Here is a 25,002-nt window from a genome sequence, read left to right as displayed (position 1 = left end):
TTTGTTATTATCTTGTTGAACCAATAATACATTTCAAAGGAGGTAGCTAAAGCAGCTATGAAAACAAGTAATTATCTGGCAAAACTGCCACAGGAAGCAACTATCAAAAACATTCAGGTCCTCAAGGACTATGATCTCATCTCTCTCGATGTGTCTATACCCAGCCAGAGGCTCTGTCCTCACTGTGGTTCCAACGACTGTGTCATCAAAGACTCCGGTACCATACAGACTGTCAGGCACATTCCCTGCAATCATCGCGGTACTGTTGTCTCCTTCCACAAGCGCAGGCTCCTGTGTAGGGACTGTCACTCTTCTTTCTATGAGACCCCCTACTGGATCCACCCTTCCCTTCGCATGACACAGGCTCTCTATGACTCCATTCTCCTGGACCTGATACAGCCTCTCGCTTTCTCCGAGATCGCAAGGCGGAACCATGTCACCCAGAGCACCGTCCAGTCTGTCTTTCAGTCCATTCAATTCGGCCGTCCATCCAGGCTACCGGAGACCATCTGTATTGATGAATTCAAGGGCAACAGTGGTGTATGGAGCTCCAAGTCTCACCGGTGGTATCGCAATAAATACCACTGCGGCATTTCTGACGGCGACTCACACTCTGTCATCGACGTCCTGGACCAGATCTCCGGCGTCTATCTGAACAAGTACTTCCATAAGTTCTCATTGGAACAGAGAAAACATGTAAAATACTTCTGCTGTGACATGAGCAATGGTTTTGTCTCTGTCTCCAGAAAGGATTTCCCTAATGCCAGGATCTGTATCGCTCCCTTCCACGTCATCAAGCGTCTTAATGAAATGGTGGACGAAGTGAGACTCCGCTATCAACGGCAGTTCCAGGATACCGGGGACTCCGAGAACATGAAAAAGGTAAAAGGTATCATCCGCCTCCTGAAGACCAGGGAATATAATCAGGCCGCTTACTGGGGCGCTCGTTTCAACGAAAACAAGCAAAGGCTTCATGATGCCTTTGAAGTGGCTCCGGATCTTCTGGAAGCCTATGAAGCCCTCCAGTTCTTCCATGATATCCTTGCTTCCTCCCCCTACTCTATCCAGTCCGAAGAGCTGACAGAATGGATCAAACAGTATACCGTCTCCGATGTGGAGGAGATCCACTCCGCCGCCTGTACCATCCGCCACTGGCGGGGCTACATCCAGAACAGCTGGAAGTATGGCAAGTCCAATGGCCTCAGCGAGGGACTAAACAACAAGGTCAAGGTCCTGAAGCGTGTAGCCTTCGGCCTCCACAGCTTCGAAGGCTTTCGCAAGCGGATCCTCCTCACCTGCGGAAAACTCAGGCTTTCCAATGACCCTCTGTCCATCCTGGAAAAAGCCAGGGACGGAAAGGAGATACGCCTATGATCCCCGACAGAGATTTCCTGCGCTGCTGCGCACGCAAAAACAATCTATCCCTCCCCCGCGAACTGGAGGATTGGCTCCTCGCCCACTTTGAGGATGAGCCTTATGAGGATTTCAACACTGCTTCCATCCTCGAGGACATGGTCTGCATGTACTGTCAGACCTATGCAGACGGCAGACTGGATGTGACCATCCCGGATGCTGTGACACGCCTGAAAGAACGCTGTGAAGATCTAAAGGATCTGATCTCGGATCTCCGTGTGGACGTCAGTTATCTCCAGGGCTTGTGCGATGACTACGAACGCATCCTAAAAGAACATGGCCTACTCTGACCAGGGGCCTCCATAGTCTCAATTCCGGAGGTGATACATAAAAAATCCCACTAAAAAAAGGCCTGTCAAAGCCTTCTACATCCCATCCTTGATGATTTATAAAGTTATTAATATCCCTTGTTTTAACCTGATTTTAAGACCTATCTCCTGTCAGGTCTGTTTGCTATACACTTTTTTAAGAAGTATCCATCTCAAAATCCTCATTCTTTCAGTATTTACAGGGCTTTGCGCCTCTTTGTCACCAGGTTACTTAGAAGAACCGTACTCTGCATAGTCCGCCAGTGTCTTGCAGGACTGCAAAAGCTCTCGATTATGACCTGCATTGACATTCAGCATCACCGCTTCCAGCTCCAGCTTATGCTCCTCTTCTTCCACCTCGTACAGATCTGACAGTCTGAGTATCCGCCTGTCTGGCTGTCTCTCCACACCATTGTAAAATATGATAAACTGGGGCGGCGGGATCTTCACCTTCTTCTTTCCATACAGATTTTCATTCTTTGTCATGTCCGCATACAGGTCTGCAAGGTACAGAAGCATCCGCAGCGGAAGATTGGGGCTGTAGGTAGACTGGTGTTCATACAGAGAAAGCTGGGAGTCTATCACAAATGACAGATCATTCTTGATGGCCATGTAGATGGCATTCTCCAGCGTGTTCACCTCCAGAAGTCCAGGATCCTTATAGTCTTTTCCGCTTACCGCATTATACAGTCCCAGCAGTTCCTTTTTGTCGCTGAACAACATGGTGAAAATAGACGACTTGTAATTCCGGTTGGGCACAGGATACATTTTCTCTTCCCCGCTCCTGCCCTGCTTGTTTCGCCTCTGTTTCTTTTGACTTTTGCTCATGTATACCTCCTTCATCCTGAAAATTTGCAGGAGGTATCCTGAAGAAGCAAAGTGTTGCGGCCAAGAAACCTCTCTGCTGTGTGTAAAATGGAACGAAAGGCATTGAGATTTCTTTTAGATTTTATAAATTGTAAGACACGGCCGACGCCGCCAGAAACTGCCAGAAATATAATGCTTTGAGTATATATTAACATATATTTCCCAAAGTTTCCATAAGCAATTTCATATCTATTTTTGTTTAACCAAATCTGTCTACCCTTTTCCTTAGTCCCTGCGGAACAGATCTCTGGTGTATACTTTCTCCTTCACATCATCCAGACAGCTGTCATACCGGTTGGCAATGATGGACTGACTCATCTCCTTGAACTTCTCCAGGTCATTAACTATCCGGCTGCCAAAGAAAGTGCTGCCATCCTCCAGTGTGGGCTCATAGATGATCACGGTAGCTCCCTTGGCTTTCACCCGCTTCATGATCCCCTGAATGCTGCTCTGGCGGAAGTTGTCAGAGTTGCTCTTCATGGTCAGGCGGTACACACCTATAACCACCTCGTGCTCCTTGCTGACATCATAGGCGCTGTTAGCCTCATACCCTCCGGCCAGCTCCAGCACCCGGTCTGCTATAAAATCCTTCCGAGTCCGGTTTGACTCCACAATAGCTGTCATCATGTTCTGAGGTACATCCTCATAGTTGGCCAGTAGCTGCTTCGTATCCTTGGGCAGGCAGTACCCGCCATAACCGAAGGACGGATTGTTATAGTGAGAACCAATCCTTGGATCCAGGCACACACCGTCTATAATCTGCTTTGTATCCAGCCCTTTCACCTCCGCATAGGTGTCCAACTCATTAAAGTAAGATACCCGCAGAGCCAGATAGGTATTGGCAAAGAGCTTCACCGCCTCCGCCTCTGTAAATCCCATGATCAAAGTGGGGATATCTTCCTTGATAGCCCCTTCCTGCAGTAATCCCGCAAAAGTGTCTGCTGCCTTCACAAGTCTTGCATTTTGTACATCCGTTCCCACGATGATCCGGCTGGGATACAGATTATCATAGAGAGCCTTGGACTCTCGCAGGAATTCCGGGCTGAAAAGGATGTTGTCACAGTGGTATTTCTCCCTCACCTGGGCGGTAAATCCAACCGGGATAGTGGATTTGATCACCATGACAGCGTCCGGATTGCACTGGATCACCAGCTTGATCACATCCTCCACCGCACTGGTGTCAAAGAAATTCTTTTTGCTGTCATAGTTGGTAGGAGCTGCAATGACAACAAAAGCTGCCTCTTTATAGGCAGCTTCCGCATCCAGCGTGGCCGTAAGGCGCAGATCCTTATGGGCCAAATATTCTTCTATATAGTCGTCCTGGATAGGCGATTTTCTCTGGTTGATCAGCTCCACCTTCTCCGGCACAATATCTACCGCCATGACCTCATTATGCTGCGCCAGAAGTGTGGCAACAGACAATCCCACATATCCTGTTCCTGCTACTGCGATCTTCATTTTTCTTTTCTCCCTTCCTGATAACTGAAACCTTTTCTCTATCTCTGTTCCTTTTTGCGGTCTATGTAAAATTCTCTGTACCACTGAACAAACCTTCGCAGGCCTTCCCGCAGGCTTGTACCAGGCTTAAAACCAAAATCCCGCTCCAGGGCGCTGGTATCCGCATAGGTCACCGGCACATCCCCCGGCTGCATGGGAACCAGTTTCTTATGTGCCTCAAAATCATAATCCTGCGGCAGCACCCCTGCCCGGATCAGCTCCTGCTGCAGGATATCCACAAAGTCCAGCAAGTTCTCCGGCTGGTTATTTCCAATGTTGTAAATGGCATAGGGCGGAACAGGAAGTCCATCCTCCCCGTTCTTCTTCTCCGGGGGAGACTGCATCACCCGCTTTACCCCTTCCACAATATCATCCACATAGGTAAAATCCCGCTTACAGTTACCATAGTTAAAGATCTGGATTGTCTCACCGGCCAGCAGCTTATTGGTAAAGCTGAAATAGGCCATATCTGGACGTCCGGCAGGTCCATAGACAGTAAAAAACCGAAGCCCTGTGGAGGGGATGTTGTATAATTTCGAGTAAGCATGAGCCATCAACTCATTACTCTTCTTTGTAGCCGCATAGAGAGACACCGGATTGTCCACCTTGTCCTCTGTACTGTATGGTATCTTCTTGTTGGATCCGTACACACTGGAGGAGGAAGCGTACACCAGATGTTCCACACCCGGTTCCCCATCATCATAGGAATGCCGACAGGCCTCCAGGATGTTGTAGAAACCAATCAGATTGGACTCAATATACGCATCCGGATTAGTGATGGAATAGCGAACCCCTGCCTGAGCCGCCAGATTGACCACCACAGAAGGTCTGTATTCTCTGAACACCTTCTGGATCAGTTCCCTGTCTGAAATAGATCCCACAATAAAAGTCCATGTGCTTTCCGGGTGGGAAGCTACCATGGACTTGATTTCATTTAGTCTGTATTCTTTTATAGAGACATCGTAGTAAGAGTTCATATTATCGATGCCTACGATGTGAACCGCTTCTCCAGTCCTTAAGAGCTCCAGCACCAGGTTAGAGCCTATGAACCCGGCTGCGCCGGTGACCAAGATGGTCTTGTCTTTCAATGTACACCTCATTTCTTTTCTCCTTTTTCCACTAAAATGTGCATAAAAAATTTCCTTTTACACAGCTGTGCCATGTAAAAGGAAATCTTTACTTTCTACGCTATATGCTTCTGTCTAAAATAACAGTTCTCCACCTTGCCATTCACTTTACATTGCTCAACAGACTAATCTTTTCTTAACATAGATATACCTTCTCCTATGATTCATAAAAACAAAAATGTCATTTCAAGAGCTATTTAAAATAATTATGAAAACATGAAACTATCTAGTAAAACTTTCATCAGAAGTGCCGATTCACAGCCTCAAGGACCTTAATTATTACAACTTCATTACTCAAGATGTATCATCTAACTAAAGGCCGCGTCCTCAGTGTTCTCACTGTGGTTCTAATGACTATATTATCAAAAGCTTCTGTATCCTGCAATCTGTCAGACACATCTCTTTTAATCATTAGCTCTTTGTCATTCCTTTCACAATATTAGCTTCTTTACAAAAGCTATTACTCTTCTTTCCTATGAATAGTACAAACAGTTTATATCACCATCCTACCAGATCTCTTCTTCAAAATCACAAGGTAGGACAACATCTCATAAAACACTTCCCAGGCTGACTTCCAGATTATCCACTTCCCTGCAGCCCCCTAAAGACTATCTGTATCGCCGAATTCAAAGTCAACAGTATTATGCGAGACTTTAAATATCATTTACCTTCATCGTTCCCTTTTTCTATTTTTTATTGACCAAAAGTCGTACTATTGTGTTTAATATTCCAAACATTTGAGCAAAGATACACCAAGCAATACTATAAATTAACATACCTACTATTTTACTAGGAATAAAATTACATCCAACAAATGATATCCCTACAGCAAACAAAAATGTTAAATCTGATACTTCAAAATATTGCATTCCGAAATCATAATTACAGAACACAAACCATATTATAAATGACAAGGTTGTTGCCACTGCTATAAATCTGATATCAGAGCTCAAATACACCGCTGCGCAGTTTAATAATATAGACAATATAAGCATAAAAATTACTGAACGAATATACTTCTTATTTTTTTGCTCAGCTTTATAAAGATTTAGAAATACTGAATTTATAACAATCATGTAAGGATATGAAATGAAAGATATACTAATGATACTTAAAGAATCCACATATTGGGGCAACCCCCAATTAATAATATAATATAGCAGAAAATATCCCCCACTTGATAACCCTCCAATGCCCAACAAAACTTTTTTAGCTAATATGATCTTATTCGTGTTCTTATCATCAGCTATATAATTATATAAGGATAATGCAACAGATTGTACAAGCACCATTACAATATTTAACATAGATACTGCAAAGGAGTATACTGCAAAACACTTCACATTATAAAAAGCTTTCACAAACCAACGGTCAATTCCGTAAATTGCATTAACAGCTATATTTCCAAATAGAACTAACCATCCCAAACCTATATTTTCTTTAAATAGACCTACTTTAACTTTGTACATTATATTTATAGGCATTTTATTCACATAAAAATTATAAATAACAGCAAAAAGATTGGCTACTATTGCGCATAAACAATACGGACTCGCCAAATTTATACGTAAAAATAGTGCTAAGACACAATTCCCCAACATGTATGTAAAAGAATAGACAAGCATTTCTCGAGTGTATTGTTTAAATTCCCCTATAGCAACATGGAATCTTTTATAAAATGTAAATATATTTGTTGGCACAATGGATAGCGCACAAAAAGCTATAATCTCATTTTTTAAAAATATACTTATTGTACCTACCATTAAACTCATTAACAATTGTGAAACTAGGAATGTTGAATACTCCATACGCACAACCGCCGGAGAGATTTCGGTTCTGCTTTTTCCACCGTATTTTAAATAAATCCCATCATAAAACCCCAGACTAAAAATACCAATATAATCTGTATATAATGTATATGTCTTTATAGCCGAATAATTATTAACAGAAACAATCCTGGGAACAATAAATGTTACGATAATTCCTGTTAACAATTGCACTATATTTGCAATCAAAACATTTAAAGTATTTTTTGTAACTTTACCCATTTCTACCCTTTTACTATTTTATAAATATTTGTAAAGAAAATCGTGAAGTAAATTGATGTTCATTTGAGCTGACTCAACAACTTTATCAATCTTTACTGCTTCTGTCCCATGTTCAATTATCCACTGAAACACATACCCTTTTTTTACGTTTTGTATAGGAATACAAAACTCTTCTCTCCCTATTTGTTTATAGAATCGATGAATCTTTACTTGTCCTGCTACGGAAAAAGCTGGCACTCCTAATCTGGTAGCAACAATACCTACATGTAATTTATCTGTTAATACACACTCTGCAGATTGTATTATTTTTATCAGTTCGTATGGATTATGATATTCATATAAGTCTACATGAATGTCTTTCAACTTATCTTTTAACTGCTTTGCTCTTTCAATTTGGCTATTGCTGCTATCTGCCTGATCAGTTATTATCAAAAATTGCTTTCCATACTCTTTAGCGAGTTTTCTTATATCTTGAATAATTATTTCTATTGGAGAATCCTTCCCTTTATTTTTTGAGGCGAGATGAATTAAAATCTTATTTTTATACTCTTCTCTAATATCTTTATATTCATCTTTTATAATTTCATCATAACCACATGCCATAACCCAATCGGGAACAACCTCAATCTTTTTTTTAACCCCATATTTCCTTAAGTATTCTCGTGATTCAGCGTCCCGAACCGAAATAATTTTGGCATTATCAAAAATTTTCTTCACTATTTTCTGAGAGAATTTATAAGAAAGAGGACCTACACCAACTCCAATAATGCTGTATGGTATCTTTCTTTTAATAAATTTATACGCAACTCTCGCATGCCTAAAAAGCATTCGAATATTCCAATATAATCTATACTGTTTAGGTTCCCCAAAATATCCTCCTCCCGCTAATATTGCACAGTCGATACACTTAATGTCCTCCTTTCTTTTTAATGGCTTATAGTCCACAAATTCGTTATAAAACGGCGAGATATTCGCAGAATAAACATTAATACTATTATCACATTTCTTTATCTCATTTCTAACTTTAGCAAAGAGCAAATAATCTCCAAAATTATCGTACATAAAAGAACCATGTACATACACATTAAGCATTTTTATTCCTACCTTTTCTATAAATCATACTTTAAAATTAATTATTAACATTTTATTTTGTGACGTACAGTTTGTTCTATAGTTAGACAAACCAAATAAACAAGTGATACAAATATTAATACTCCTCTATATAGTGTAGTCATATCATATAAGTACCATCTAAACACATAAACAATAAGCAAAACCTTAAATGGCAAATACTTTCTATGCGACATCATTATTTTTCGTATTATAATCCCTAGTATCACAGCACCAATAATAACAGAAATGTACCCTCCAAACGCATAGAAAAAGGATGAATAAATTCCACCCCCTAAATTATACAAATCACTGTAATTTGTCCTCGCATATATTGCCAGCGAAGAATACTGGCTCTCTATACCTATTACACGTCCCCAGAAACCAACTATCAATTCCAGATGACTGCCTACTCGCTCGTACAACATTGATATGGCTAAGCTACCATAATACGCCCAGGATACCGTATCGACATACAATCCCCTAGTTACCAGCTGAATAATAATATCACTAAATGAAGAAAATAGATGATCTCTGAATATAGCAATAAAATTGGTAATCGGTATTCCCACCAAAATTACTAATCCTATTGTTCTGACATTTATTAATTTGTAAAAGTAGCAAATAGCCATCAATACTACAAGCATGTATACAGATGATCTGTCTCCAATTCTCAAGAAATTAATTGAAAATCCAAAAAAGTAAATCCATATTCCATAATCAATCCATTTCATTTCCTTTGAGTAATACCATGTAAAACATAGGATTATTAAGCTATATTCAAATATTGGATTTGTCACGGATTCATACTTCCCGAAAGAATAACTCTGTGAGATAAAACTATATATAAGAATTACGTAAAGAAGTATCAACCCTCCTAAAGATATAATATTATTTTTTCTCCTACATTCTTGAATATTTTCTACTTTAAATAGAAGAACCTTTTTCGTAATCATTATATTAACAATAACTATTGTTAATAAAATTGATTTTGCACAAACAACATTTATCTCATTAAGTCTAAGTCCTACCGACTGCCATTCCGAAACTCCTCTTCCTAACATTATGCAATCTGTATATCCTAAAGATATATTGATAAATGCCATAATGGAAAATAGTAAAAGCAAGAGTTTGTTTTTTCGCACTTTAAAGCATAAATAAATACTAATTCCTACAATTAGGCTTCCCGTTATTTGTAATGTTAATATAGAATTACCAGAAACAAAAACATAAAGCAGTACGCTAAGCAGCATAATTCCATCGCAATACTGTTGTAGAATTTTATTAACATTTTTCATATTTCACCGTATTATTAAACCTTTCACTGCCCCACTACCATTTCAAAAAATTTCGTTCTTCTGGTTTCTATTACAGTTGCAAGATACTTTTTCGCTTCATTATGATTGCGTATTGCCATTTTACTTAACTCATTAATGTCCAAGCTTGTTAATAAAGTAGCGATATCATCCCCCTCTGATCTTGTATTTTCAAAAATATATTCCGATTCTATTAACTCAGGTATTCCACCCGTTCTCGCCCCCAAAACTGGAACCGCTTTGCTCATAGCTTCTATCACTGATCTTGGAAGTCCCTCCTGGCGACTAGGTTGTATATAAATGTCAATAGTTTCAAGCCAACTAAGTATTTCTTCATGTGGCATAGGCGAAACAAATTCCACTCGATCTTCTAGCTCAAATTTATGTATTAATCTCATTAACTCTTTACGATTTCCCTTACCTACTATTTGATAATAATAATTATTATACCCCTTCTTCCTCAGCTCATTTAACGCCTTTATCACAAATCGGTGGCCTTTAGATTTCACATGGAAATCTCCTATAGAACCTAGTATTATTCTTTCATCACTTTTTTTACTCAATATTTTTTTTAGTCTTTTCTCCAAAGCTGCATCCTCAACACTTTCAATATCTACATTTGAACAGTTTATAGATTGTCCATTTGTAGGATATCTTCCCTGTAACCATCTTTCCGTTACATATACTACATACGGTGCTTTTCTTATGCACAAATACGTTGAAAGAAATCTTGATGGAGCAATAATTTTACCTTTAATATTATGATTCCAAAAAGTATCCCAAGGACATCCTCCCAATTCCAAAATATATTTTTTTTTATATTTTTTTGCCACTTTTACAACCATTGTTTCAACAATACTAGGCATTCTGACAAATATTACATCGCTAATTTTAACAAATTTCTCTATCGTTTTATAAACTCTTGGTCTCTGAAGTATCCCCTGGAGTGATAGCATATTGCTTATTTCAACTATTTTTATCCTTTTTGTGTCTATTTTAGGAATTCTTCTCTTTTCTAATGACTCTGCCAATTCTTCTTGCGTTCTAACCAATATGATCAGATTATCAACAACTTTTAAATACCTATCAAATACTTTATTAGTGAATATAGGATCATAGTATTCTTCATTTTCACTTTTCGAAATCACCTGATCGAAAATAAATAACCCTGTCATTCTGCCCTCCATAATTTAAGATTACTTAGTAATTATATCCCCCAAATAGATACATCATTTTGAAGAAATAATTTTCCACACGGTGCTGCCTATAAAACTTTGTTGTAACTATATATCGTATTCTAGTAAAAAAGTTTGTTTTTGAGTTTTGAAATTTTTTTATTTCTTCATTTTCCTCACAACTAAGCTCCTTTTTAAATGTGTTTGCAATATAATCAAATTGTTTAGCATATAATTTGCTCTGCCCTTTTTGGACTCTGATAATGTTTTTTTTAATCCAATCTATTAATCCTACTCCTGTACCTACTGCATTTTTTTCATGTAATCTATACATAACATGCGGAGTTTCATCAAAAACAAGGCCTTTGTATATCATGCCTATATTAGTAAAAAAAGAATCGTATAAAAATACGCTTTCTGCATCAAAAGTTTTTAATGCTATTTCACAAAATTTATAATTGAAAACCTGCGTATGACCTCCTATAAAATTTTGAATCATTGTATTATAAACACTAATACTTCTATATATATGTGGTTCGACAGACAGAGCATTAAGACCTTTGTCAACACATAATGAAGCTGATCCATATAATAATGGCCGGCTTTCTCTTTCTATTCTTTGTAATTGTAAAATTGCACTACTTAGTTTATCATCCATCCAAATATCATCTTGATCAGAAATTGCATAGTAATCTGATTTTTTAGCTAAGCGCATTAATTCCAAAAAGCTACTATTTACACCAATATTCTCTCCTTCAAATAGAATAATATTGCTATGAAGTCCTTGTAATCTTTTAATAATATCGCATGTTGAATCACTTGATCCATCATCCCTAATATACAAAGTAATCTCGAAATTTCCTTTCTGATGTAAGATGCTATTTATCTGATCTTCAATAAATTCACACCCATTATAAGATGATAACAATACCGCTATTCTACACATCTTTTGCGTCTCCTTTTTTAGTGATTTCTTTTTTCCTCACCAGCTTTACTTAGACTCTTAACAATAATCTTTAAAATTTTCACAGTTTCCATTGCTATGTTATACCATTATAGTTTCCTGAAACTTTTAATGATACGCTTTGGCGAAACAGTAACAATCTCTCCAAAGAAAGTTTGAGATGCCAATCAAAAGCTAACCACCTATCAAAACTTTCACACGGAACACTATCAAACGAATATACTCTTATGCTCCATAGTCTCTGCCTCCACACACTCCAACAAACACATCATCCATAATTTCAAAGAACTCATCATCTCTTTTCTCAGGCACTACTCCCTCTACAAGGATTTCTACACCTCTTTTTTGAAATCCTTTGTTGAAGCTGATTCAACTGGTCTTTTTCTCTAAGTTTACCTAGTGAAAATAGGGCTCACAAAGCACTACCAATATATTTTTTACGTTATTCTTTTAATTTATTGTTCTGTTTTTAATATCGACTCCTCAAAATCCACAATGCAGTACTGAAAGTCAAAATAATCAGATATTTGCAAATTATAGCAATCATCTGCAAATGCTCGCCTTATCATGCGTATTCTCTTACATGCAAGTCTGATAATCCAATTAAACACTTTTGTAAAATAAATTTTTCGTTGATTAGACTTTGCAATCTCCTTTACAAGATCTGATGTTGAAATCAACTCTTTATTTTGTGGTGTAAAAACTCCGCTTAACGGGTTTTCAATAAGCAGTCTTGTAAATTCACACAAATTATCTATATAGATCATACTTTTTTTGTTTTGAAATTCCGGGAAAACAGGTACTTTTTTGGCAATTCTGCTAATTATTTCATAATTACCACTACATCCTCTCCCATAAACAAAGGGGGGTCTTATACAAGCAACTGCAAAATGCTCATCTTCCAATCTACGTACTCCTTCATCTCCCTTAAGTTTACTATCGCCATAAAAACTTGTTGGATGTACTGCATTTCTGTCTGAAATATTTTCACAGTAATCTCCATAGACATTCATAGAACTAAAATAAATAAAGTATTTCACATTATTATCTTTTGCATGCTGGCCCAATTCAATTGTTAAGTCTCGATTCACAGAATAAAACAACTCTTTCATGTCCTCTTTAATACAATTGATGTGCGCAATTCCAGCAAAATCAACTACTACATCATACCGGGAAAAATCTTCTTTTTCCCATTCTTGGTCTCTGGTTGATACAATCTCAACCTGATATCGCTCATTATGTTGTTTTAACCACATATATAAACTTTTCCCTAAATAACTATTTTCCCCAAGAATTAATATTTTTCGTATCATCCTAAATTATCCCAATTATCCACGCACACTCGCCAAGGATCCATATCCTCTACACTATAATAATAGCAACACTTTGCCTGCTTAAAAGCCGAAAGCCATTCAGCTATATCTATCTTCCCTTCCTTAACCCGCTTTGCATAATCTACTGGCTCAACCATCGCTTTAAAACTTTCACTTATTGGAACCAGTAAATTTTCGTTCATATAGCCCTGCTCTTGAGTTTCTGCCCACAGAACTGGAAGTGGCATTCCAGCTACAGTCGATGCATAGCTCCAAGTACTATTGCGGAAATTAACTTCCCCAAAATAGTACGTCCCATCCTGATCTATCAAAAATTCCACTTCAAAAACACCTTCAAATTCTATTTCAGCGAACATCCCTTGAAGAGCTTTTCTAATATATTCGTCATCCATACTTCTCACTGTCATGTAAGGGCTATAATAATCTGGAAGCAGATAATCGTAAGTGCTTACAATCGCAATCAAAACATCTTTTCCTCTATTTGCCGCAAATCCTTCCATACAGTATTCATTTTTCTTTTCTATATATTTCTGCACAAGAACAACTGGCGCATCAATCTCCTTGTATGCCTCAAGTAATTCCTTTTCTGAATGGCAGATATGAACGTCCGATTTCCATCCGCCTACATTAGGAGAAATAGACTTAGTAATTATTGGATATTCTATCCCTTGAGGCACCTCACCCTTTTTGCAGGCCTTTGCTTCCAAGACATTTAATCCATACTTTTTTGCAAGTTCAAGTATATTCTTCTTGTCCATATACTCATTAATACGCCCCTGCTTTCCAGCGTTAAAAAATATAAATTTATCTTTTAGTTCATCGTAATGTAGATCTAAAAATCCTACTCCTTTATCATCAGAACTAAACACAAAGGGTTTTAATCCCGTTTCAACATATACATTTCCATATTCTTCTATCAAAAGTTGATACCCTTCCTCCACTGTATCAACAAAATGACATTTAGAAATATATTTGCTAGAAGAGGCAATCTTTGCCCGTCCTTTGATTGCAATGTAAACAGGGTTTACCCCTGCTTCTCCGAGACTTCTGATTTGCCCCAGTGGATTATAATGTTCAATTGCCATAACAATGCAAAGATGTTCTTTCCACATAGTTTTTATCTCCTGCTTTCTTTCTTGCTTTTATTTGTCCCTACTTCCTCTCGATATACATTTTTCCCACTTATTACCGTAGAAATAATTCCAAAAAAAATACGGATATCCAACACCAAGTTCATGCAATCCACATAATCTGCATCCATTTCAAACTGTTGCTTTCGTTCCGCTGCTCTATTAATAAGATCAACCGTACAAAACAGTCCTGGCAATGCGTCATAACGATGAACATATCTTTCATTATTCCTGTATTCTTTAAACTCAATCGGTAATATCGGTCTTGGTCCTATAATGGCCATATCACCTTTAATAATATTAATCATCTGAGGCAATTCATCCAGACTTGTCCTTCTCAAGATTGCTCCTACCCGTGTTATTCTTACGTCATCTGATCTTGTCGCCACGCCCCCCATTTCATAGGCATGGTCACACATGGTTCTAAACTTATATACTGTAAATATCTTTTGATGTTTCCCTAGCCTTTTCTGCTTAAATATAATCGGCCCTTTACTATCAATTCTTATTAATATGGCAATAATAGCCATAGGAATCGCACATACAATGAGGCCGATGACCGAAAGCAAAAAACCAATCACACGTTTTCCTATCTTTTTATACATACATCCTCCCCCATAGTCTTTCGCAAAATTAGTGAGCTTCAAAAACTACTTCATATGCTTCTGCAAATTTTACTCCTGCCTGACATCCTCTGTATGCTGCCAGCCCCTCATACGCTTCTTTAGATCTTGGATGCGGATAAGTACGCATAACACCTTTATACGCCTCTAACGCTTTCATTTTAACATTTAATCCTTCTTTTCCTATCTCTACGTAGTAATTTGGATTAAATCTTCTTGCTGAAGAATCTAAAGACCACTCTGTCGCTGAAGGTGTTTCCATATACATAAATAATTTAAGTTTATAAGACACTGATTTTCTCTGAAACAGTCTAGAAGCTGCCTGTGCGGCATAACTAGTCATTACATGATCATTATTTGTATCTGTCGGATGGTGTGTCACAATTGCTTCAGCTTGAAAATCATCAATGCAGGCTTCTACAAACTGTACTAATTCCAAATGTGGCACGATATTCATTTTAATATTAGGGAAGTCTGCATGATATACTTTTTTTACTCCTAGAATTGCCATTGCCTCTTCTTCATCTGTGGCTAGCGTCTGTGATAGCCCCCTTCTTGCTTCTGCTTGCTTCACCATAATTGCTACTGCTACATTATGTCCTTCTTTTATAAGTTTGTTGATTGTCCCTCCTGCAGCATCTGATTCATCATCCGGGTGTGCCACAACAAACAAATAATTCATAAGTATATTCTCCTCTCTCCTAGTTTTAAGTACAAAAACAAGAGCCCCTTCGGACTCTCATTTCCACTCTCCATATTCCCTATCTCTTCACCACAACTTCCAGCCCCACCTGGGTCTCCAGCTTCCTGCCAAACATCTCCATTTCCAGGTAGGCCTTCCGCTTGTGGCGGTCTATCTTTTTGATCAGCCCCTCATGGCCTTTGAGGGGGCCTCTTGTGATGATGACCTGATCGTTCTCGATGATGCCCTCTGACATCTCCACGATCTGCTCATCTTTTCCAAACTCCAGGAGAAAGTGAATCTCCTCCTCTGTGAGGGGCACCACCTCATCGCCGGTGCCGATCAGCTTGGTAAGCCCCATGACTTTTTTAAGCTGGAAGAACAGCTTTTCCTTATCCGGGCTGACAAGGAAGATATAGCCTGGGAAAAGGATCTTTGTCTCCTTGTGCCATTTCCCGTGATACCGTTTCATCTGCTCGCAGTAGGGGATAAAGCTTCGCTCCAGCGTCTCCTTTGAGATCAGTTTTTCGCATTGCTTCTGGATGTCCTCCTCGGTCCCTGTGCGGACCTGGACTACATACCACATGGGCAGTCCTTTCTGCTTTGCCTGTGTAAAATTTTGTGCCTGGGATCCTTATCATACATAGTCTTACAGACCATGCATAAAGATGGAGTTCCGCTTGCGGAACTCCCGCGCGCGTGCAGGCTGCGTATGCAGCATCTTCATTTCTGCACGCTGCGCATCCCTGGGTTATCCTTTTTTGTTATGAGAAGAGTATACTCTTCTCATAACAAAAAAAGGGTATGCTTCGCCATTTTGGCCGCGCATATCACCTCTGCCTTTTCCTTCTCTCAAGTATGGTATGAGGTGACTATGCATGCCCAAAAGCAAAGCATACCCTTATGACCCTTTTTGGCTCCAAACGCGGCAAAGCGACGATTTGAAGCCTTGAAGTTTTGTCTTTCTGTTTGGGACAAGTGTCTGTTTTGTCCCTATGACATTATATATAAATCTTAACTGCTTGTCAGCTGTTTTTCTGCTGTCTACTGCTGGCCTTCCGTTTTTTTGTACTGGTAGGTGGGGACGATCTGGGCCACGATCTCCTTGATGCGGTCGGATTCCATCCGGCTGGCGTTGTCCAGAAGCTGCAGCTTCTGCTTGAAATCCTCGTCGTCCATCTCGATGGGCTTGCCGATGTGGATCATCTCGTTCTCCGTCTCGGTCATGCCCTCCTCGTCCATAAGGAGCTCCTCATAGAGCTTCTCGCCGGGCCGCAGGCCGGTATATTCGATCTTGATGTCCTCGTCCGGCACGTACCCGGAGAGGCGGATCAGGTTCCTCGCCATGTCGTCGATCTTGACCGGCTCGCCCATATCCAGGACGAAGATCTCGCCGCCGTGGGCATAGTAGGCTGCCTGGAGCACCAGGGACACAGCCTCCGGGATCGTCATGAAGTAGCGGATGATCCGCTTGTCCGTCACCGTGACGGGGCCGCCCTCGGCGATCTGCTTCTTGAACAGCGGGATCACGCTGCCGTTGCTGCCCAGCACGTTGCCGAAGCGCACGGCCACGAAGTCCGTGTCGCTCTGCCGGTTCATCATCTGCACCACCATCTCGCACAGACGCTTGGAAGCACCCATGATATTGGTGGGGTTCACTGCCTTGTCGGTGGAGATGAGCACGAATTTCTTCACGCCATAGTGGGCGGCAGCCTTCGCCACCTTATACGTTCCCTCCACATTGTTCTTGATCGCCTCGTTGGGGCTGTCCTCCATAAGAGGCACATGCTTGTGGGCCGCGGCGTGGAACACGATGTCCGGATGGTACGTCTCCATGACGTGGTTGATCCGGTTCGTGTTGCGCACGGACCCGATGAGCGTCACGAGATGCAGGTCCGGGTACTTCCGCTTCAGCTCCTGCTGGATCTCGTACGCGTTGTTTTCATAGATATCAAAGATGATCAGCGTCTTCGGGTCGGACTTGGCGATCTGCCTGCACAGCTCGCTTCCGATGGAGCCGCCCCCGCCGGTCACCAGCACGACTTCGTTCCGCAGCACGCGCAGGATCTCCTCGTTGTTGACCTTGACCTGGGCCCGGCCCAGAAGGTCTGTGATCTCCACGTCGCGCAGCTTCGTCACGCTGACTTCCTTGTTGAGCAACTGGTACACGCCCGGCACGGTCTGCATCTTGCAGCCCGTATCCTTGCATATATTGAGGATGGCCTTCCGGTTCGTCCCGGTCGTCGCCGGGATGGCGTACACGATGCGGGTGATGCCGTACTCCTTCACCTTGTCTACGATATCATACCGGTTCCCTACAATGGGGACTCCCTCCAGCACTCTTCCCTTTTTATTCGGGTTGTCGTCGATCACGCAGCACACCTTCGTGTTGAGGTGGCTGCTGTTCATCATCTCGCGGATCACGGCCTGGCCGGCCACGCCGCCGCCGATGACCATCACCCGGTCTGTCTCTACCGCCGCCTCCCGCGCCGCATTCTTCTTTGTCCAGGAGGAAAGCAGCCTGTAGGAGATCCGACTTCCGCCTGTCAGTATGATACTGATCACATAGCCCATAAAGAAGTAGGACCGGGGCATATGGAGCTGCATGAAGAGCATGCCGGCCCCATAGAGCACGATCAGTACGATATAGGCCTCCACGAGCGACCGGAGCTCTTCCAGCCCCGCGAAGCGCCAGATGCTGTGATACAGCCGGAAGGCATAGAATACCACCACGGTCACGATCACCCAGTAGGGCATGGACCAGATGTATCCTTCTATGTATTCCTCCGGCACAGCCGAATAAATTAAGTCAAACCGCATCAGCAGCGCCAGAAGATACGCCGCCAGAACGGAGAGGACGTCGATAAAAGCCAGAGCAACCGCCCTCTGCATCCACAAGTGTTCAGAAAAGTATTTTCTCATCGTCTGTTCCTTCTCGTTCCTTACGTATTATCTTTCTTTTTCCGTCAGCCTTCGTCTCACAAACAGGACGACGCCTGCCAGGGCGGCTAACGCGGCTGCGATCATCGCCATTACAGGATCAACACACATTATGTCCACCCCCCCCCCTAATTTTTCTACCGTCAACTCTGTATTATACACAAATCCGCCGGAAAACTCAAGGTTTCCAGCGGATATACTATATTTTCTTTTTTTCTATTTTCCTTCCAGGACAAGCTGCATTTTATTTGCAAGGCCGGAGACGACTGCCTCGTCCGGCCACATCACATACAAAAGCTGGCTTCCCGACGAGAAGCACGCCTGGTTGTCCCCGGATCCAGTGGCCGCCTGGGACTCGATGCTCCAGCTCGCTCCGTCCGAGAGCTGCATGTTGATGAATTTGGCCATCTCGTCCTGGGTCATGTTCGTCTCCACGCTGTCGCTCACGCTGGCGATGATCTGGCTCGCGTTGGTGAGGATGGCCGGCGACATGGCCTTCTGCAGGATCGCGGTGAGCACCGCCTCCTGGTTGCGGCCGCGCTGGTTGTCCCCGTCCGCGAAGCTGTGGCGCTCCCTGGAGAAGGCCAGCGCCTGCTTGCCGTTCAGCGTGTTCATCCCCTGCTGGAAGCTGTATCCGCCCGCCTCAAAGGCGTACTGGGAATTCACATCCACGCCGCCTAAGGCGTCCACGATGGTGATCAGGGATGTGAAGTTCACCCGCGCGTAGTAGCTGATATCAATGCCGTAAATGTTTTCCAGGGTGCTCATGGACACGTCCACCCCGTAGATGCCGGCGTGGGTCAGCTTGTCCCTCGCCTCCCCGGACACGCCCGGAAGCGTCACATAGTAGTCGCGGGGCGTGGTCGTAAGAAGGATCTTCTTTGTATTCGGGTTCACCGTCATGATGATGTTCACATCGCTGCGGCTGTTGGTCGTGATGGGGCCTGATACGTCGATGCCGCTGATATAGATGTTGAAGGGCTCCTCCACGTTCGCCTCCTCTTCCTGCTCGATGGGCGTGTCAATGCCGTACTGGTAGAGGATCCGCACCTGGTCCGCGTATCCCTCGATGGACTCGTCCAGGATGCCGGCGAAGGCCTCGTTGTAGATCGCCGCGTCGATGGTGCCGTCAAGCAGGGCCTGGGCTTCCTCCTGGATGCTGGGATACTCCACCACCAGCAGTTCCCTGCCCACGGCGCTCTCCACATCTTCACGCATGAGCTGTGTGTTCTCCTGGTCCACAGCTGTCTGGACGCCGAAGCGGTAGTTGGCCGCGTCCAGCAGGTTCTGCGCCATATCGTCCTTCCTGACTACGACGATCATATTGTCCGTCTTGTAGGTCGCGCCGCCTACGTCCTCCAGAAGCCGGTTGGCTTTGGAGAGGTAGAATGTGCCGGCCGCCAGGCCGATGCTGATCAGGACGCTCAGGACGATGCCCAGGATAAAGATCTTATTCTGCACGTACTGCAGCCCGAATGTCAGGGCGAACAGGATGAGAAGCACGGCCGTCAGCGCAGCCAGGTACTTCATGGGCACCATGCCGCTGTTCCACGCCACAATGATGAAGGCGACGGACAGGACAAGCTGCACCAGCGTGATCAGCTTGCCTGCCAGGTGCTTCTGCTTCGGCTTCCCGTGCCTGTGTTTCCCCCCGCGGGTGTGTCGTCTGTGCTGTTCCATTCTTTTTCTTCTCCTTTTACTGTACAACCAGTGTAAATGATACCGGATCCGATGTGTTGCCGTCGCTGTCGCCCACATAGAAGGTCAGGGCGTAGCTGCCCGGCACGTTCGTGTCGTAGGCCCCGTCCACCATGACTCTCTGGGAGAGCGTATCCGACGTATCCTTGTCATCCACCATGGCCTGGACCACGCTCATGGGATTAAACGGCGTCCCCACGGCCACGGTCGTGCTGGGGGCTGTCAGAGCCAGCGCCGGGCGTTCCCCGTTTGGCACGAGATTCTGCGCCTGGGCGGCCGGATCCTGGACCGGCTGCTCCTCCTGCACTGTCTCGGCGGGCGTCTCCTGCACCGTCTCAGCCGCCTCCTGGCCCTGCGCCGCTTCTTCCGCCGCCTGCACGTCCTGCGAAGCCGCATCGTCCGCCGCCGGGACATAGCTTACGGTCCTGCTCGCCGTGCCCACGTTCTTGGCGCTGTCGATGACGCCGTAGTACACCACCGCGCTGCTCTCGCCTGTGGGGATCACCTTGTCCACGAAGACCTCCTCCGTCAGGTCGCCGTCCCGGTTGTCCTGCGCGGTGACGCCGGTCATCAGTTCCTTATAATCCTGTCCTTCCGTATAGGTAAGGTTCGCTTCCTCCACGGTGATCTCGGGGGCTGTATGGTCCTGTCCCGTATAGATGACAAAAGAGATCACGCCGAGGATCACGCAGGCCGCCAGAAGGACCGTTCCTGTAATGCGTAGTTTTTTCATACTTTTTTATCCTCTATTTTTCCCCGTAATTGCCGTAATACTTGCCGTAATACTTACCGTAGTATTTGTTCTGCTTCATATCGACCTTATTCAGGATCACCCCGAGGATCGGGCAGCCTGTCTTCTCCAACTGCTCCTTCACGGTCCTGGCGAACTTCCAGCTCACGCTGTTCGCCGCGATGACGAGCGCGCAGGCGTCGCACACTCTGGCAATGACCGCCGCGTCGATGACGCTTCCAAGCGGCGGGGCGTCAATGATGATGTAGTCGTAGACCTTCCGGGCGCTGGCGATGAGCGCTTCAAACCGCTTCTGGCCCAGCAGCTCGGACGGGTTGGGCGGAACGACGCCCGCGAACATCACGACCAGCCCTTCCTCCTGGGTCTTGTACATGGTGTCCTCCACCTCTGCCTGTCCGGAGAGGAAATGGCTGAGGCCCTTGACCTCCTCCGTGACTCTGTGCCGTCCGGCCAGGACGGATTTGCGCAGATCCGCGTCGATGAAGAGTACCTTCTTCCCGCTCTCCGCCAGGGAGATAGACAGGTTCAGTGACACGGTGCTCTTGCCCTCGTCCGGCGTGCAGCTTGTCAGCACGATGACTTTGTTGTCCGCGCCGGAAAATTCGATATTGGTCCTGAGAGACTTGTACGCCTCGTTGCTCCGGTAGTCTTTCGCGACATTTCTTAATGTGATTTCCTGCATTTCCTGTATCCTCCTAGCGTCTCATCTGCTTCTGCAGCTTTTTAGAAGACAATCCCTTGACTTTCTTGGACTTCTTGGTCCCCTCCTCGATGGGGATGCTGGTCAGGACGTTCAGGCCCAGATAGTGCTCCACATCGTCCGGCGTCTTCACGGTATCGTCCAGGATGTAGATGAGGACGACGACGCCGGCCGCCAGCAGGATGCCCAGGATGCCGCCGATGGCGATGTTGCGCATCAGGCTCGGGGAGGAGGGCTCTTCCGGAAGATTGGCCTCCTCAATGGTGTTGACTGCATCGGCCTCCATGATCTCTGTGATCTGGATGCTGACAGACTCCCGGAGGGCGTCGGCGATCTCCTTGGCCGTCTTGGGATCTTCGTTCCTGACGGACACGGTCAGGATACGGGTGTTGGCCGTATTCTCCGTGGTCACCGCCTGGGACAGCTCGCCCGTCGTCATGTCCAGGTTGAGGACCGCGATCACCTGCTCCAGGACCGGGCGGCTCTTCACCAGCTCCATGTAGTCCTGGGTGAGCTGGGTGCCCGTCTGCAGGTCGTTGTACGTAACGCCCGCGCTGTCCCCTGTCCGCGTCAGCACGTACATGCTCGTGGTGGACGTGTACATGGGCGTGATGAAGAGCTTCGTGCCGATAAAGGACACGAACGCCACAAGGATCCCGGCCAGGATGATCAGATGGATCTTGCTCCACAGGGCCAGGAAGAGTTCTGTGAGATCAATGGTGATCTCTTCATTTTCAAAATCACGATTCATTGCTTTGTCTTGATTCATTCTTCTTCTTTTTCTTCAGCATCTCAGCGGCGTTGCCAAAGAAAATCCTCCTCGCATATTCTTCGCCGTATTTTTTCTTTACGTATTCCGCCGCCTTCTTCATATGCGGCGCGCGCTTTCTGTCGTCGTGTGCGTCGGTTCCCACGCAGAAGACCAGCTCCCTTGCCAGGAGCTCTTTTACGAACTTCCGGATCCTGCGGCCGCTGTTTCCCGTGATGCTGCCCGCGTTCACCTGGATCAGGACGCCCATCTCGTGGAAGTACTCCACGCGTTCGATGTCTTCGCGCATACAGTCGTAGCGCTCCACATGGGCAAGGATCACAATGTATCCCTTCATCTGGATGCGCTGGATCCCCTGCTGCATATACTCGAAGGGGTCGGAAGGCGAGAACTCCACCAGCACGTATTTCGTGCGGTTCATGGTCAGCACTTCGTTCTCCTTCAGCTTATCGGGGATATCCTGCCCGAAGTAGACTTCCGTCCCGAGGAAGACCTTCAGCCTGTCGCTGATCTTCTCCGCTTCCTCCCGCACTGCCCTTAGCTGCTGCCTGAGCTCCTGCGGTCTGGCCCTCCCCCTTCTGGGGTGGTGGTGGGGGGTCGCTATGATGTAGCGCACCCCTTCGTCGTATGCCGTCTGCAGCATACGGTGCGTATCCTCCATGTTCTGTGCGCCGTCGTCCACTCCCGGGAGGATATGACAATGCATATCAATATATCTCTCCATGCACAGCCTCCTCATTTTAATCATGCGGATAATATTATACTCCGAATTATAACCACGTTCAATAGGGTATCATACCATATTTCATGGTAAATTTCCCTATTTTTTGAGAAATATAATATTTTCGGCAAAATGACGGTGCCCGCGCCTACAGTCCCAGCTTGTCCGCGATCGCGCCCATCTCCTCCAGGGCGACGTCGATCAGGTCGTCAAGGGAAAGTCCCGTGAATTCGATCATCTCCATATAGTCCCGGTTCGCCCCCTTGGCAAAGCGGGCTTCGTTAAACCGCTTCATCACGGATTTATGCTTCACGCTGGCGATCTTCTTGTCCGGATAGATCTGCGCCACGGCCTTGACAAAGCCGCTCATGGGGTCCGCCGCCAGGACCGCGTACTGCAGGTTCGTCTTCGCTTTCATGCCGCACTTCGGATTGTGGGCTTTGATGGCGTCAAAGAGTACCGGGTCGTCGATCCCCTCCTTCTTCAGGATCTCTACAGAGGTGGGGCCGTGCACGCTCATATCGTGCTCCCAGTCGCACTGCTCCTCGTCCAGGTCATGGAGGAGTCCCACGATCCCCCAGTATTCCACCTCGTCCGGCGCGAGGCGCTTTGCCAGCCCCCGCATGATCGCCTCTACTGCGTAGGAGTGGGTGATGTAGTTCTCCCCCTCCATATATTTCATCAAGATCTCATGTGCCTGTTCCCTGTTCATGACAGATGCTCCTTTCCCGTTTTTTTCCTGTCTTTTATCGTATCATATTTCCCGGAAAATGATAACCGTTTTCTTTGAAAAACCCGTTATTTCAGCAGGGCCGCCTCCTGTGCAAAGGGCTGCAGCCGGTTCACCTGCTCCCGCTTGTACTGCAGGGACGCGTGGCAGTAAATGCCGAGGGTCGTCCGTATGTCCGCGTGCCCGAGGAGTTCGCTCAGCGTCTTGACGTCCACGCCGGCCATGAGGCAGCGCGTCGCAAAGGTGTGCCGCAGGGTGTGGAACTTCCGGTAGGGGATCCCCGCCTCTTTCAGATACCGCTTGTAGCGGTACTGCAGGGTCCGCGGGTCCATGGGGCGGATCTCGGAGCCGCTCAGGATATACTGCCTGGCGCCGCCTTCTCTTTGGAGGAACGCCCGCAGGAAGTCCGGATACGGGATCACCCGGGCGGAGGTCCGGCTCTTGGGCTGCCCCTCTACCAGGGAGGTGGCGCCGCCCTCCCCGGGAACCCGCAGCCTCTGCACCGTCTTCCTCACGCAGATGCTCCCCGTCTCCAGGTCCACGTCCTCCCACCTCAGACTGCACAGCTCCCCGATCCGGAGCCCTGTATACAGGCAGAGGTAGACCCCCATCCGGCTTACGTCCATGGCGCTGCGCAGATACTGCTCCAGCCGGCGCTGCTCCGCCTCGGTGAAGACCTGCACGATCTCTTTGCCGCCCGGCTTGTTTGCCTGCAGCCGCATCTCCTCCTTCAGCATATGCCCTTCCCGGGCCGCGCAGATGCCCCTGTTTGCCAGCATGGCGATGCAGCGCACGGTGCCGGCGGACAGCTCCCCGCCGCGGGACGAGCGCCGCCGCTCCAGTTCCGCCCGGTATGCATCCAGCAGATCCTCCGACAGTTCCGAAACTTTGACGTCCCTGAAAAAAGGCCGGATGTGGTTGGCGTACAGCCGGTAGTACTTTTCGTAGGACGAGGCCGCCAGCCCCGTCCCGTTCGCCGCAAACCAGCGCTCCATCACTTCGTTGTAATACATGTCCTTGTGCATACTGCTATCCCCTTTCTTCTGTACATGTTTCTGATACCAGTATAGGACGCGCCGGCCGCATACAAAAAGGAGGC

23 protein-coding genes are annotated in these 25,002 nt (G+C 45.3%); 2 read left to right on the top strand and 21 right to left on the bottom strand.

From position 1 onward, the window contains the following. The first annotated feature begins 57 nt into the window (after nucleotides 1–57). Together H6A20_RS10700 and H6A20_RS10695 are read left to right on the top strand one after the other, a co-directional pair. On the top strand, nucleotides 58–1,374 hold the full coding sequence (locus H6A20_RS10700) for an ISL3 family transposase (protein WP_204907121.1): 1,317 nt from the start codon (nucleotides 58–60) through the stop codon (nucleotides 1,372–1,374). Next, on the top strand, nucleotides 1,371–1,703 hold the full coding sequence (locus H6A20_RS10695; protein WP_204907120.1) for a hypothetical protein: 333 nt from the start codon (nucleotides 1,371–1,373) through the stop codon (nucleotides 1,701–1,703). Before H6A20_RS10700 ends, H6A20_RS10695 begins: the two co-directional genes overlap by 4 nt. A gap of 246 nt (nucleotides 1,704–1,949) precedes the next feature. On the opposite strand, the gene H6A20_RS10690 is transcribed toward H6A20_RS10695, so the two are convergent. The 21 genes from H6A20_RS10690 to H6A20_RS10590 form a co-directional block, all read right to left on the bottom strand. After that, nucleotides 1,950–2,549, bottom strand: coding sequence for a hypothetical protein (locus H6A20_RS10690; protein WP_204907119.1), 600 nt, complete (start codon nucleotides 2,547–2,549; stop codon nucleotides 1,950–1,952). Between the two features lie 264 nt (nucleotides 2,550–2,813). Next, the gene (locus tag H6A20_RS10685; RefSeq protein ID WP_204907118.1) at nucleotides 2,814–4,046 is read right to left on the bottom strand and encodes a nucleotide sugar dehydrogenase; all 1,233 of its coding nucleotides are present in this window, start codon (nucleotides 4,044–4,046) and stop codon (nucleotides 2,814–2,816) included. A gap of 38 nt (nucleotides 4,047–4,084) precedes the next feature. Then, the gene (locus H6A20_RS10680; protein WP_275952131.1) at nucleotides 4,085–5,185 is read right to left on the bottom strand and encodes an NAD-dependent epimerase/dehydratase family protein; all 1,101 of its coding nucleotides are present in this window, start codon (nucleotides 5,183–5,185) and stop codon (nucleotides 4,085–4,087) included. Between the two features lie 713 nt (nucleotides 5,186–5,898). After that, entirely contained in the window at nucleotides 5,899–7,260 is a 1,362-nt protein-coding gene (locus tag H6A20_RS10675) for an MATE family efflux transporter (RefSeq protein ID WP_204907117.1), read from the bottom strand. 18 nt (nucleotides 7,261–7,278) lie between these two features. Continuing rightward, nucleotides 7,279–8,322 (bottom strand): polysaccharide pyruvyl transferase family protein, encoded by a 1,044-nt coding sequence (locus H6A20_RS10670; RefSeq protein ID WP_204907116.1) that lies wholly within the window; start codon nucleotides 8,320–8,322, stop codon nucleotides 7,279–7,281. A 74-nt stretch (nucleotides 8,323–8,396) separates the two neighbouring features. Further along, a complete protein-coding gene (locus tag H6A20_RS10665; protein WP_204907115.1) occupies nucleotides 8,397–9,476 on the bottom strand; it encodes a hypothetical protein in 1,080 nt (359 codons plus the stop codon). Between the two features lie 215 nt (nucleotides 9,477–9,691). Further along, a complete protein-coding gene (locus H6A20_RS10660) occupies nucleotides 9,692–10,873 on the bottom strand; it encodes a glycosyltransferase family 4 protein (protein ID WP_204907114.1) in 1,182 nt (393 codons plus the stop codon). A gap of 13 nt (nucleotides 10,874–10,886) precedes the next feature. Then, nucleotides 10,887–11,807, bottom strand: a complete 921-nt coding sequence (locus H6A20_RS10655) for a glycosyltransferase (protein ID WP_204907113.1) — start codon at nucleotides 11,805–11,807, stop codon at nucleotides 10,887–10,889. A gap of 473 nt (nucleotides 11,808–12,280) precedes the next feature. Next, the gene (locus H6A20_RS10650; RefSeq protein WP_204907112.1) at nucleotides 12,281–13,138 is read right to left on the bottom strand and encodes an NAD-dependent epimerase/dehydratase family protein; all 858 of its coding nucleotides are present in this window, start codon (nucleotides 13,136–13,138) and stop codon (nucleotides 12,281–12,283) included. Then, a complete protein-coding gene (locus tag H6A20_RS10645) occupies nucleotides 13,135–14,271 on the bottom strand; it encodes an ATP-binding protein (RefSeq protein ID WP_204907111.1) in 1,137 nt (378 codons plus the stop codon). The genes H6A20_RS10650 and H6A20_RS10645 overlap by 4 nt, the downstream gene beginning before the upstream one ends. A 5-nt stretch (nucleotides 14,272–14,276) precedes the next feature. Beyond that, nucleotides 14,277–14,894, bottom strand: coding sequence for a sugar transferase (locus tag H6A20_RS10640; RefSeq protein ID WP_204907110.1), 618 nt, complete (start codon nucleotides 14,892–14,894; stop codon nucleotides 14,277–14,279). A 28-nt stretch (nucleotides 14,895–14,922) separates the two neighbouring features. Beyond that, nucleotides 14,923–15,594, bottom strand: a complete 672-nt coding sequence (locus tag H6A20_RS10635) for a PIG-L deacetylase family protein (RefSeq protein ID WP_204907109.1) — start codon at nucleotides 15,592–15,594, stop codon at nucleotides 14,923–14,925. A gap of 79 nt (nucleotides 15,595–15,673) precedes the next feature. Then, nucleotides 15,674–16,180: an antiterminator LoaP gene (gene loaP, locus H6A20_RS10630; RefSeq protein ID WP_076779545.1), complete on the bottom strand. Its 507-nt coding sequence runs from the start codon at nucleotides 16,178–16,180 to the stop codon at nucleotides 15,674–15,676. A 458-nt stretch (nucleotides 16,181–16,638) separates the two neighbouring features. Further along, the gene (locus H6A20_RS10625) at nucleotides 16,639–18,516 is read right to left on the bottom strand and encodes a polysaccharide biosynthesis protein (RefSeq protein WP_204907108.1); all 1,878 of its coding nucleotides are present in this window, start codon (nucleotides 18,514–18,516) and stop codon (nucleotides 16,639–16,641) included. Nucleotides 18,517–18,750: 234 nt separating this feature from the next. Beyond that, nucleotides 18,751–20,214 (bottom strand): LCP family protein, encoded by a 1,464-nt coding sequence (locus tag H6A20_RS10620; protein ID WP_204907107.1) that lies wholly within the window; start codon nucleotides 20,212–20,214, stop codon nucleotides 18,751–18,753. A 16-nt stretch (nucleotides 20,215–20,230) separates the two neighbouring features. Beyond that, on the bottom strand, nucleotides 20,231–20,965 hold the full coding sequence (locus H6A20_RS10615; RefSeq protein ID WP_204907106.1) for an immunoglobulin-like domain-containing protein: 735 nt from the start codon (nucleotides 20,963–20,965) through the stop codon (nucleotides 20,231–20,233). 13 nt (nucleotides 20,966–20,978) lie between these two features. Further along, nucleotides 20,979–21,665 carry a polysaccharide biosynthesis tyrosine autokinase gene (locus H6A20_RS10610; RefSeq protein WP_204907105.1) on the bottom strand — a complete coding sequence of 229 codons (687 nt, stop codon included), beginning with the start codon at nucleotides 21,663–21,665 and terminating at the stop codon, nucleotides 20,979–20,981. Between the two features lie 13 nt (nucleotides 21,666–21,678). Further along, complete coding sequence (locus tag H6A20_RS10605; RefSeq protein ID WP_243426208.1) at nucleotides 21,679–22,434, bottom strand: YveK family protein; 756 nt, start codon at nucleotides 22,432–22,434, stop codon at nucleotides 21,679–21,681. Next, the gene (locus tag H6A20_RS10600) at nucleotides 22,424–23,176 is read right to left on the bottom strand and encodes a CpsB/CapC family capsule biosynthesis tyrosine phosphatase (RefSeq protein WP_204907103.1); all 753 of its coding nucleotides are present in this window, start codon (nucleotides 23,174–23,176) and stop codon (nucleotides 22,424–22,426) included. The genes H6A20_RS10605 and H6A20_RS10600 overlap by 11 nt, the downstream gene beginning before the upstream one ends. 145 nt (nucleotides 23,177–23,321) lie before the next feature. Continuing rightward, nucleotides 23,322–23,885 (bottom strand): HD domain-containing protein, encoded by a 564-nt coding sequence (locus H6A20_RS10595; protein WP_204907102.1) that lies wholly within the window; start codon nucleotides 23,883–23,885, stop codon nucleotides 23,322–23,324. 86 nt (nucleotides 23,886–23,971) lie between these two features. Then, a complete protein-coding gene (locus tag H6A20_RS10590) occupies nucleotides 23,972–24,928 on the bottom strand; it encodes a tyrosine-type recombinase/integrase (RefSeq protein ID WP_204907101.1) in 957 nt (318 codons plus the stop codon). Between the last annotated feature and the right edge of the window lie 74 nt (nucleotides 24,929–25,002).

This window comes from Mordavella massiliensis, from assembly GCF_016901695.1.
GTDB lineage: Bacteria > Bacillota > Clostridia > Lachnospirales > Lachnospiraceae > Claveliimonas > Claveliimonas massiliensis_A.
The sequence above is the reverse complement of the archived record's forward strand: the minus strand, read 5'-3'. Positions and strand labels throughout refer to the sequence as shown.

Bases quoted from the DNA above. Each gene is read 5' to 3' on its own strand.
- H6A20_RS10605 (WP_243426208.1), bottom strand. From the start codon at position 22,434: ATGAATCGTGATTTTGAAAATGAAGAGATCACCATTGATCTCACAGAA.
- H6A20_RS10650 (WP_204907112.1), bottom strand. From the start codon at position 13,138: ATGATACGAAAAATATTAATTCTTGGGGAAAATAGTTATTTAGGGAAA.
- H6A20_RS10625 (WP_204907108.1), bottom strand. From the start codon at position 18,516: ATGAGAAAATACTTTTCTGAACACTTGTGGATGCAGAGGGCGGTTGCT.
- H6A20_RS10670 (WP_204907116.1), bottom strand. From the start codon at position 8,322: ATGTACGATAATTTTGGAGATTATTTGCTCTTTGCTAAAGTTAGAAAT.
- H6A20_RS10620 (WP_204907107.1), bottom strand. From the start codon at position 20,214: ATGGAACAGCACAGACGACACACCCGCGGGGGGAAACACAGGCACGGG.
- H6A20_RS10665 (WP_204907115.1), bottom strand. From the start codon at position 9,476: ATGGCATTTATCAATATATCTTTAGGATATACAGATTGCATAATGTTA.
- H6A20_RS10640 (WP_204907110.1), bottom strand. From the start codon at position 14,894: ATGTATAAAAAGATAGGAAAACGTGTGATTGGTTTTTTGCTTTCGGTC.
- H6A20_RS10655 (WP_204907113.1), bottom strand. From the start codon at position 11,807: ATGTGTAGAATAGCGGTATTGTTATCATCTTATAATGGGTGTGAATTT.
- H6A20_RS10610 (WP_204907105.1), bottom strand. From the start codon at position 21,665: ATGCAGGAAATCACATTAAGAAATGTCGCGAAAGACTACCGGAGCAAC.
- H6A20_RS10700 (WP_204907121.1), top strand. From the start codon at position 58: ATGAAAACAAGTAATTATCTGGCAAAACTGCCACAGGAAGCAACTATC.
- H6A20_RS10590 (WP_204907101.1), bottom strand. From the start codon at position 24,928: ATGCACAAGGACATGTATTACAACGAAGTGATGGAGCGCTGGTTTGCG.
- H6A20_RS10690 (WP_204907119.1), bottom strand. From the start codon at position 2,549: ATGAGCAAAAGTCAAAAGAAACAGAGGCGAAACAAGCAGGGCAGGAGC.
- H6A20_RS10695 (WP_204907120.1), top strand. From the start codon at position 1,371: ATGATCCCCGACAGAGATTTCCTGCGCTGCTGCGCACGCAAAAACAAT.
- H6A20_RS10645 (WP_204907111.1), bottom strand. From the start codon at position 14,271: ATGTGGAAAGAACATCTTTGCATTGTTATGGCAATTGAACATTATAAT.
- H6A20_RS10600 (WP_204907103.1), bottom strand. From the start codon at position 23,176: ATGGAGAGATATATTGATATGCATTGTCATATCCTCCCGGGAGTGGAC.
- H6A20_RS10660 (WP_204907114.1), bottom strand. From the start codon at position 10,873: ATGGAGGGCAGAATGACAGGGTTATTTATTTTCGATCAGGTGATTTCG.
- H6A20_RS10635 (WP_204907109.1), bottom strand. From the start codon at position 15,594: ATGAATTATTTGTTTGTTGTGGCACACCCGGATGATGAATCAGATGCT.
- H6A20_RS10680 (WP_275952131.1), bottom strand. From the start codon at position 5,185: ATGAGGTGTACATTGAAAGACAAGACCATCTTGGTCACCGGCGCAGCC.
- H6A20_RS10615 (WP_204907106.1), bottom strand. From the start codon at position 20,965: ATGAAAAAACTACGCATTACAGGAACGGTCCTTCTGGCGGCCTGCGTG.
- H6A20_RS10675 (WP_204907117.1), bottom strand. From the start codon at position 7,260: ATGGGTAAAGTTACAAAAAATACTTTAAATGTTTTGATTGCAAATATA.
- H6A20_RS10595 (WP_204907102.1), bottom strand. From the start codon at position 23,885: ATGAACAGGGAACAGGCACATGAGATCTTGATGAAATATATGGAGGGG.
- loaP (WP_076779545.1), bottom strand. From the start codon at position 16,180: ATGTGGTATGTAGTCCAGGTCCGCACAGGGACCGAGGAGGACATCCAG.
- H6A20_RS10685 (WP_204907118.1), bottom strand. From the start codon at position 4,046: ATGAAGATCGCAGTAGCAGGAACAGGATATGTGGGATTGTCTGTTGCC.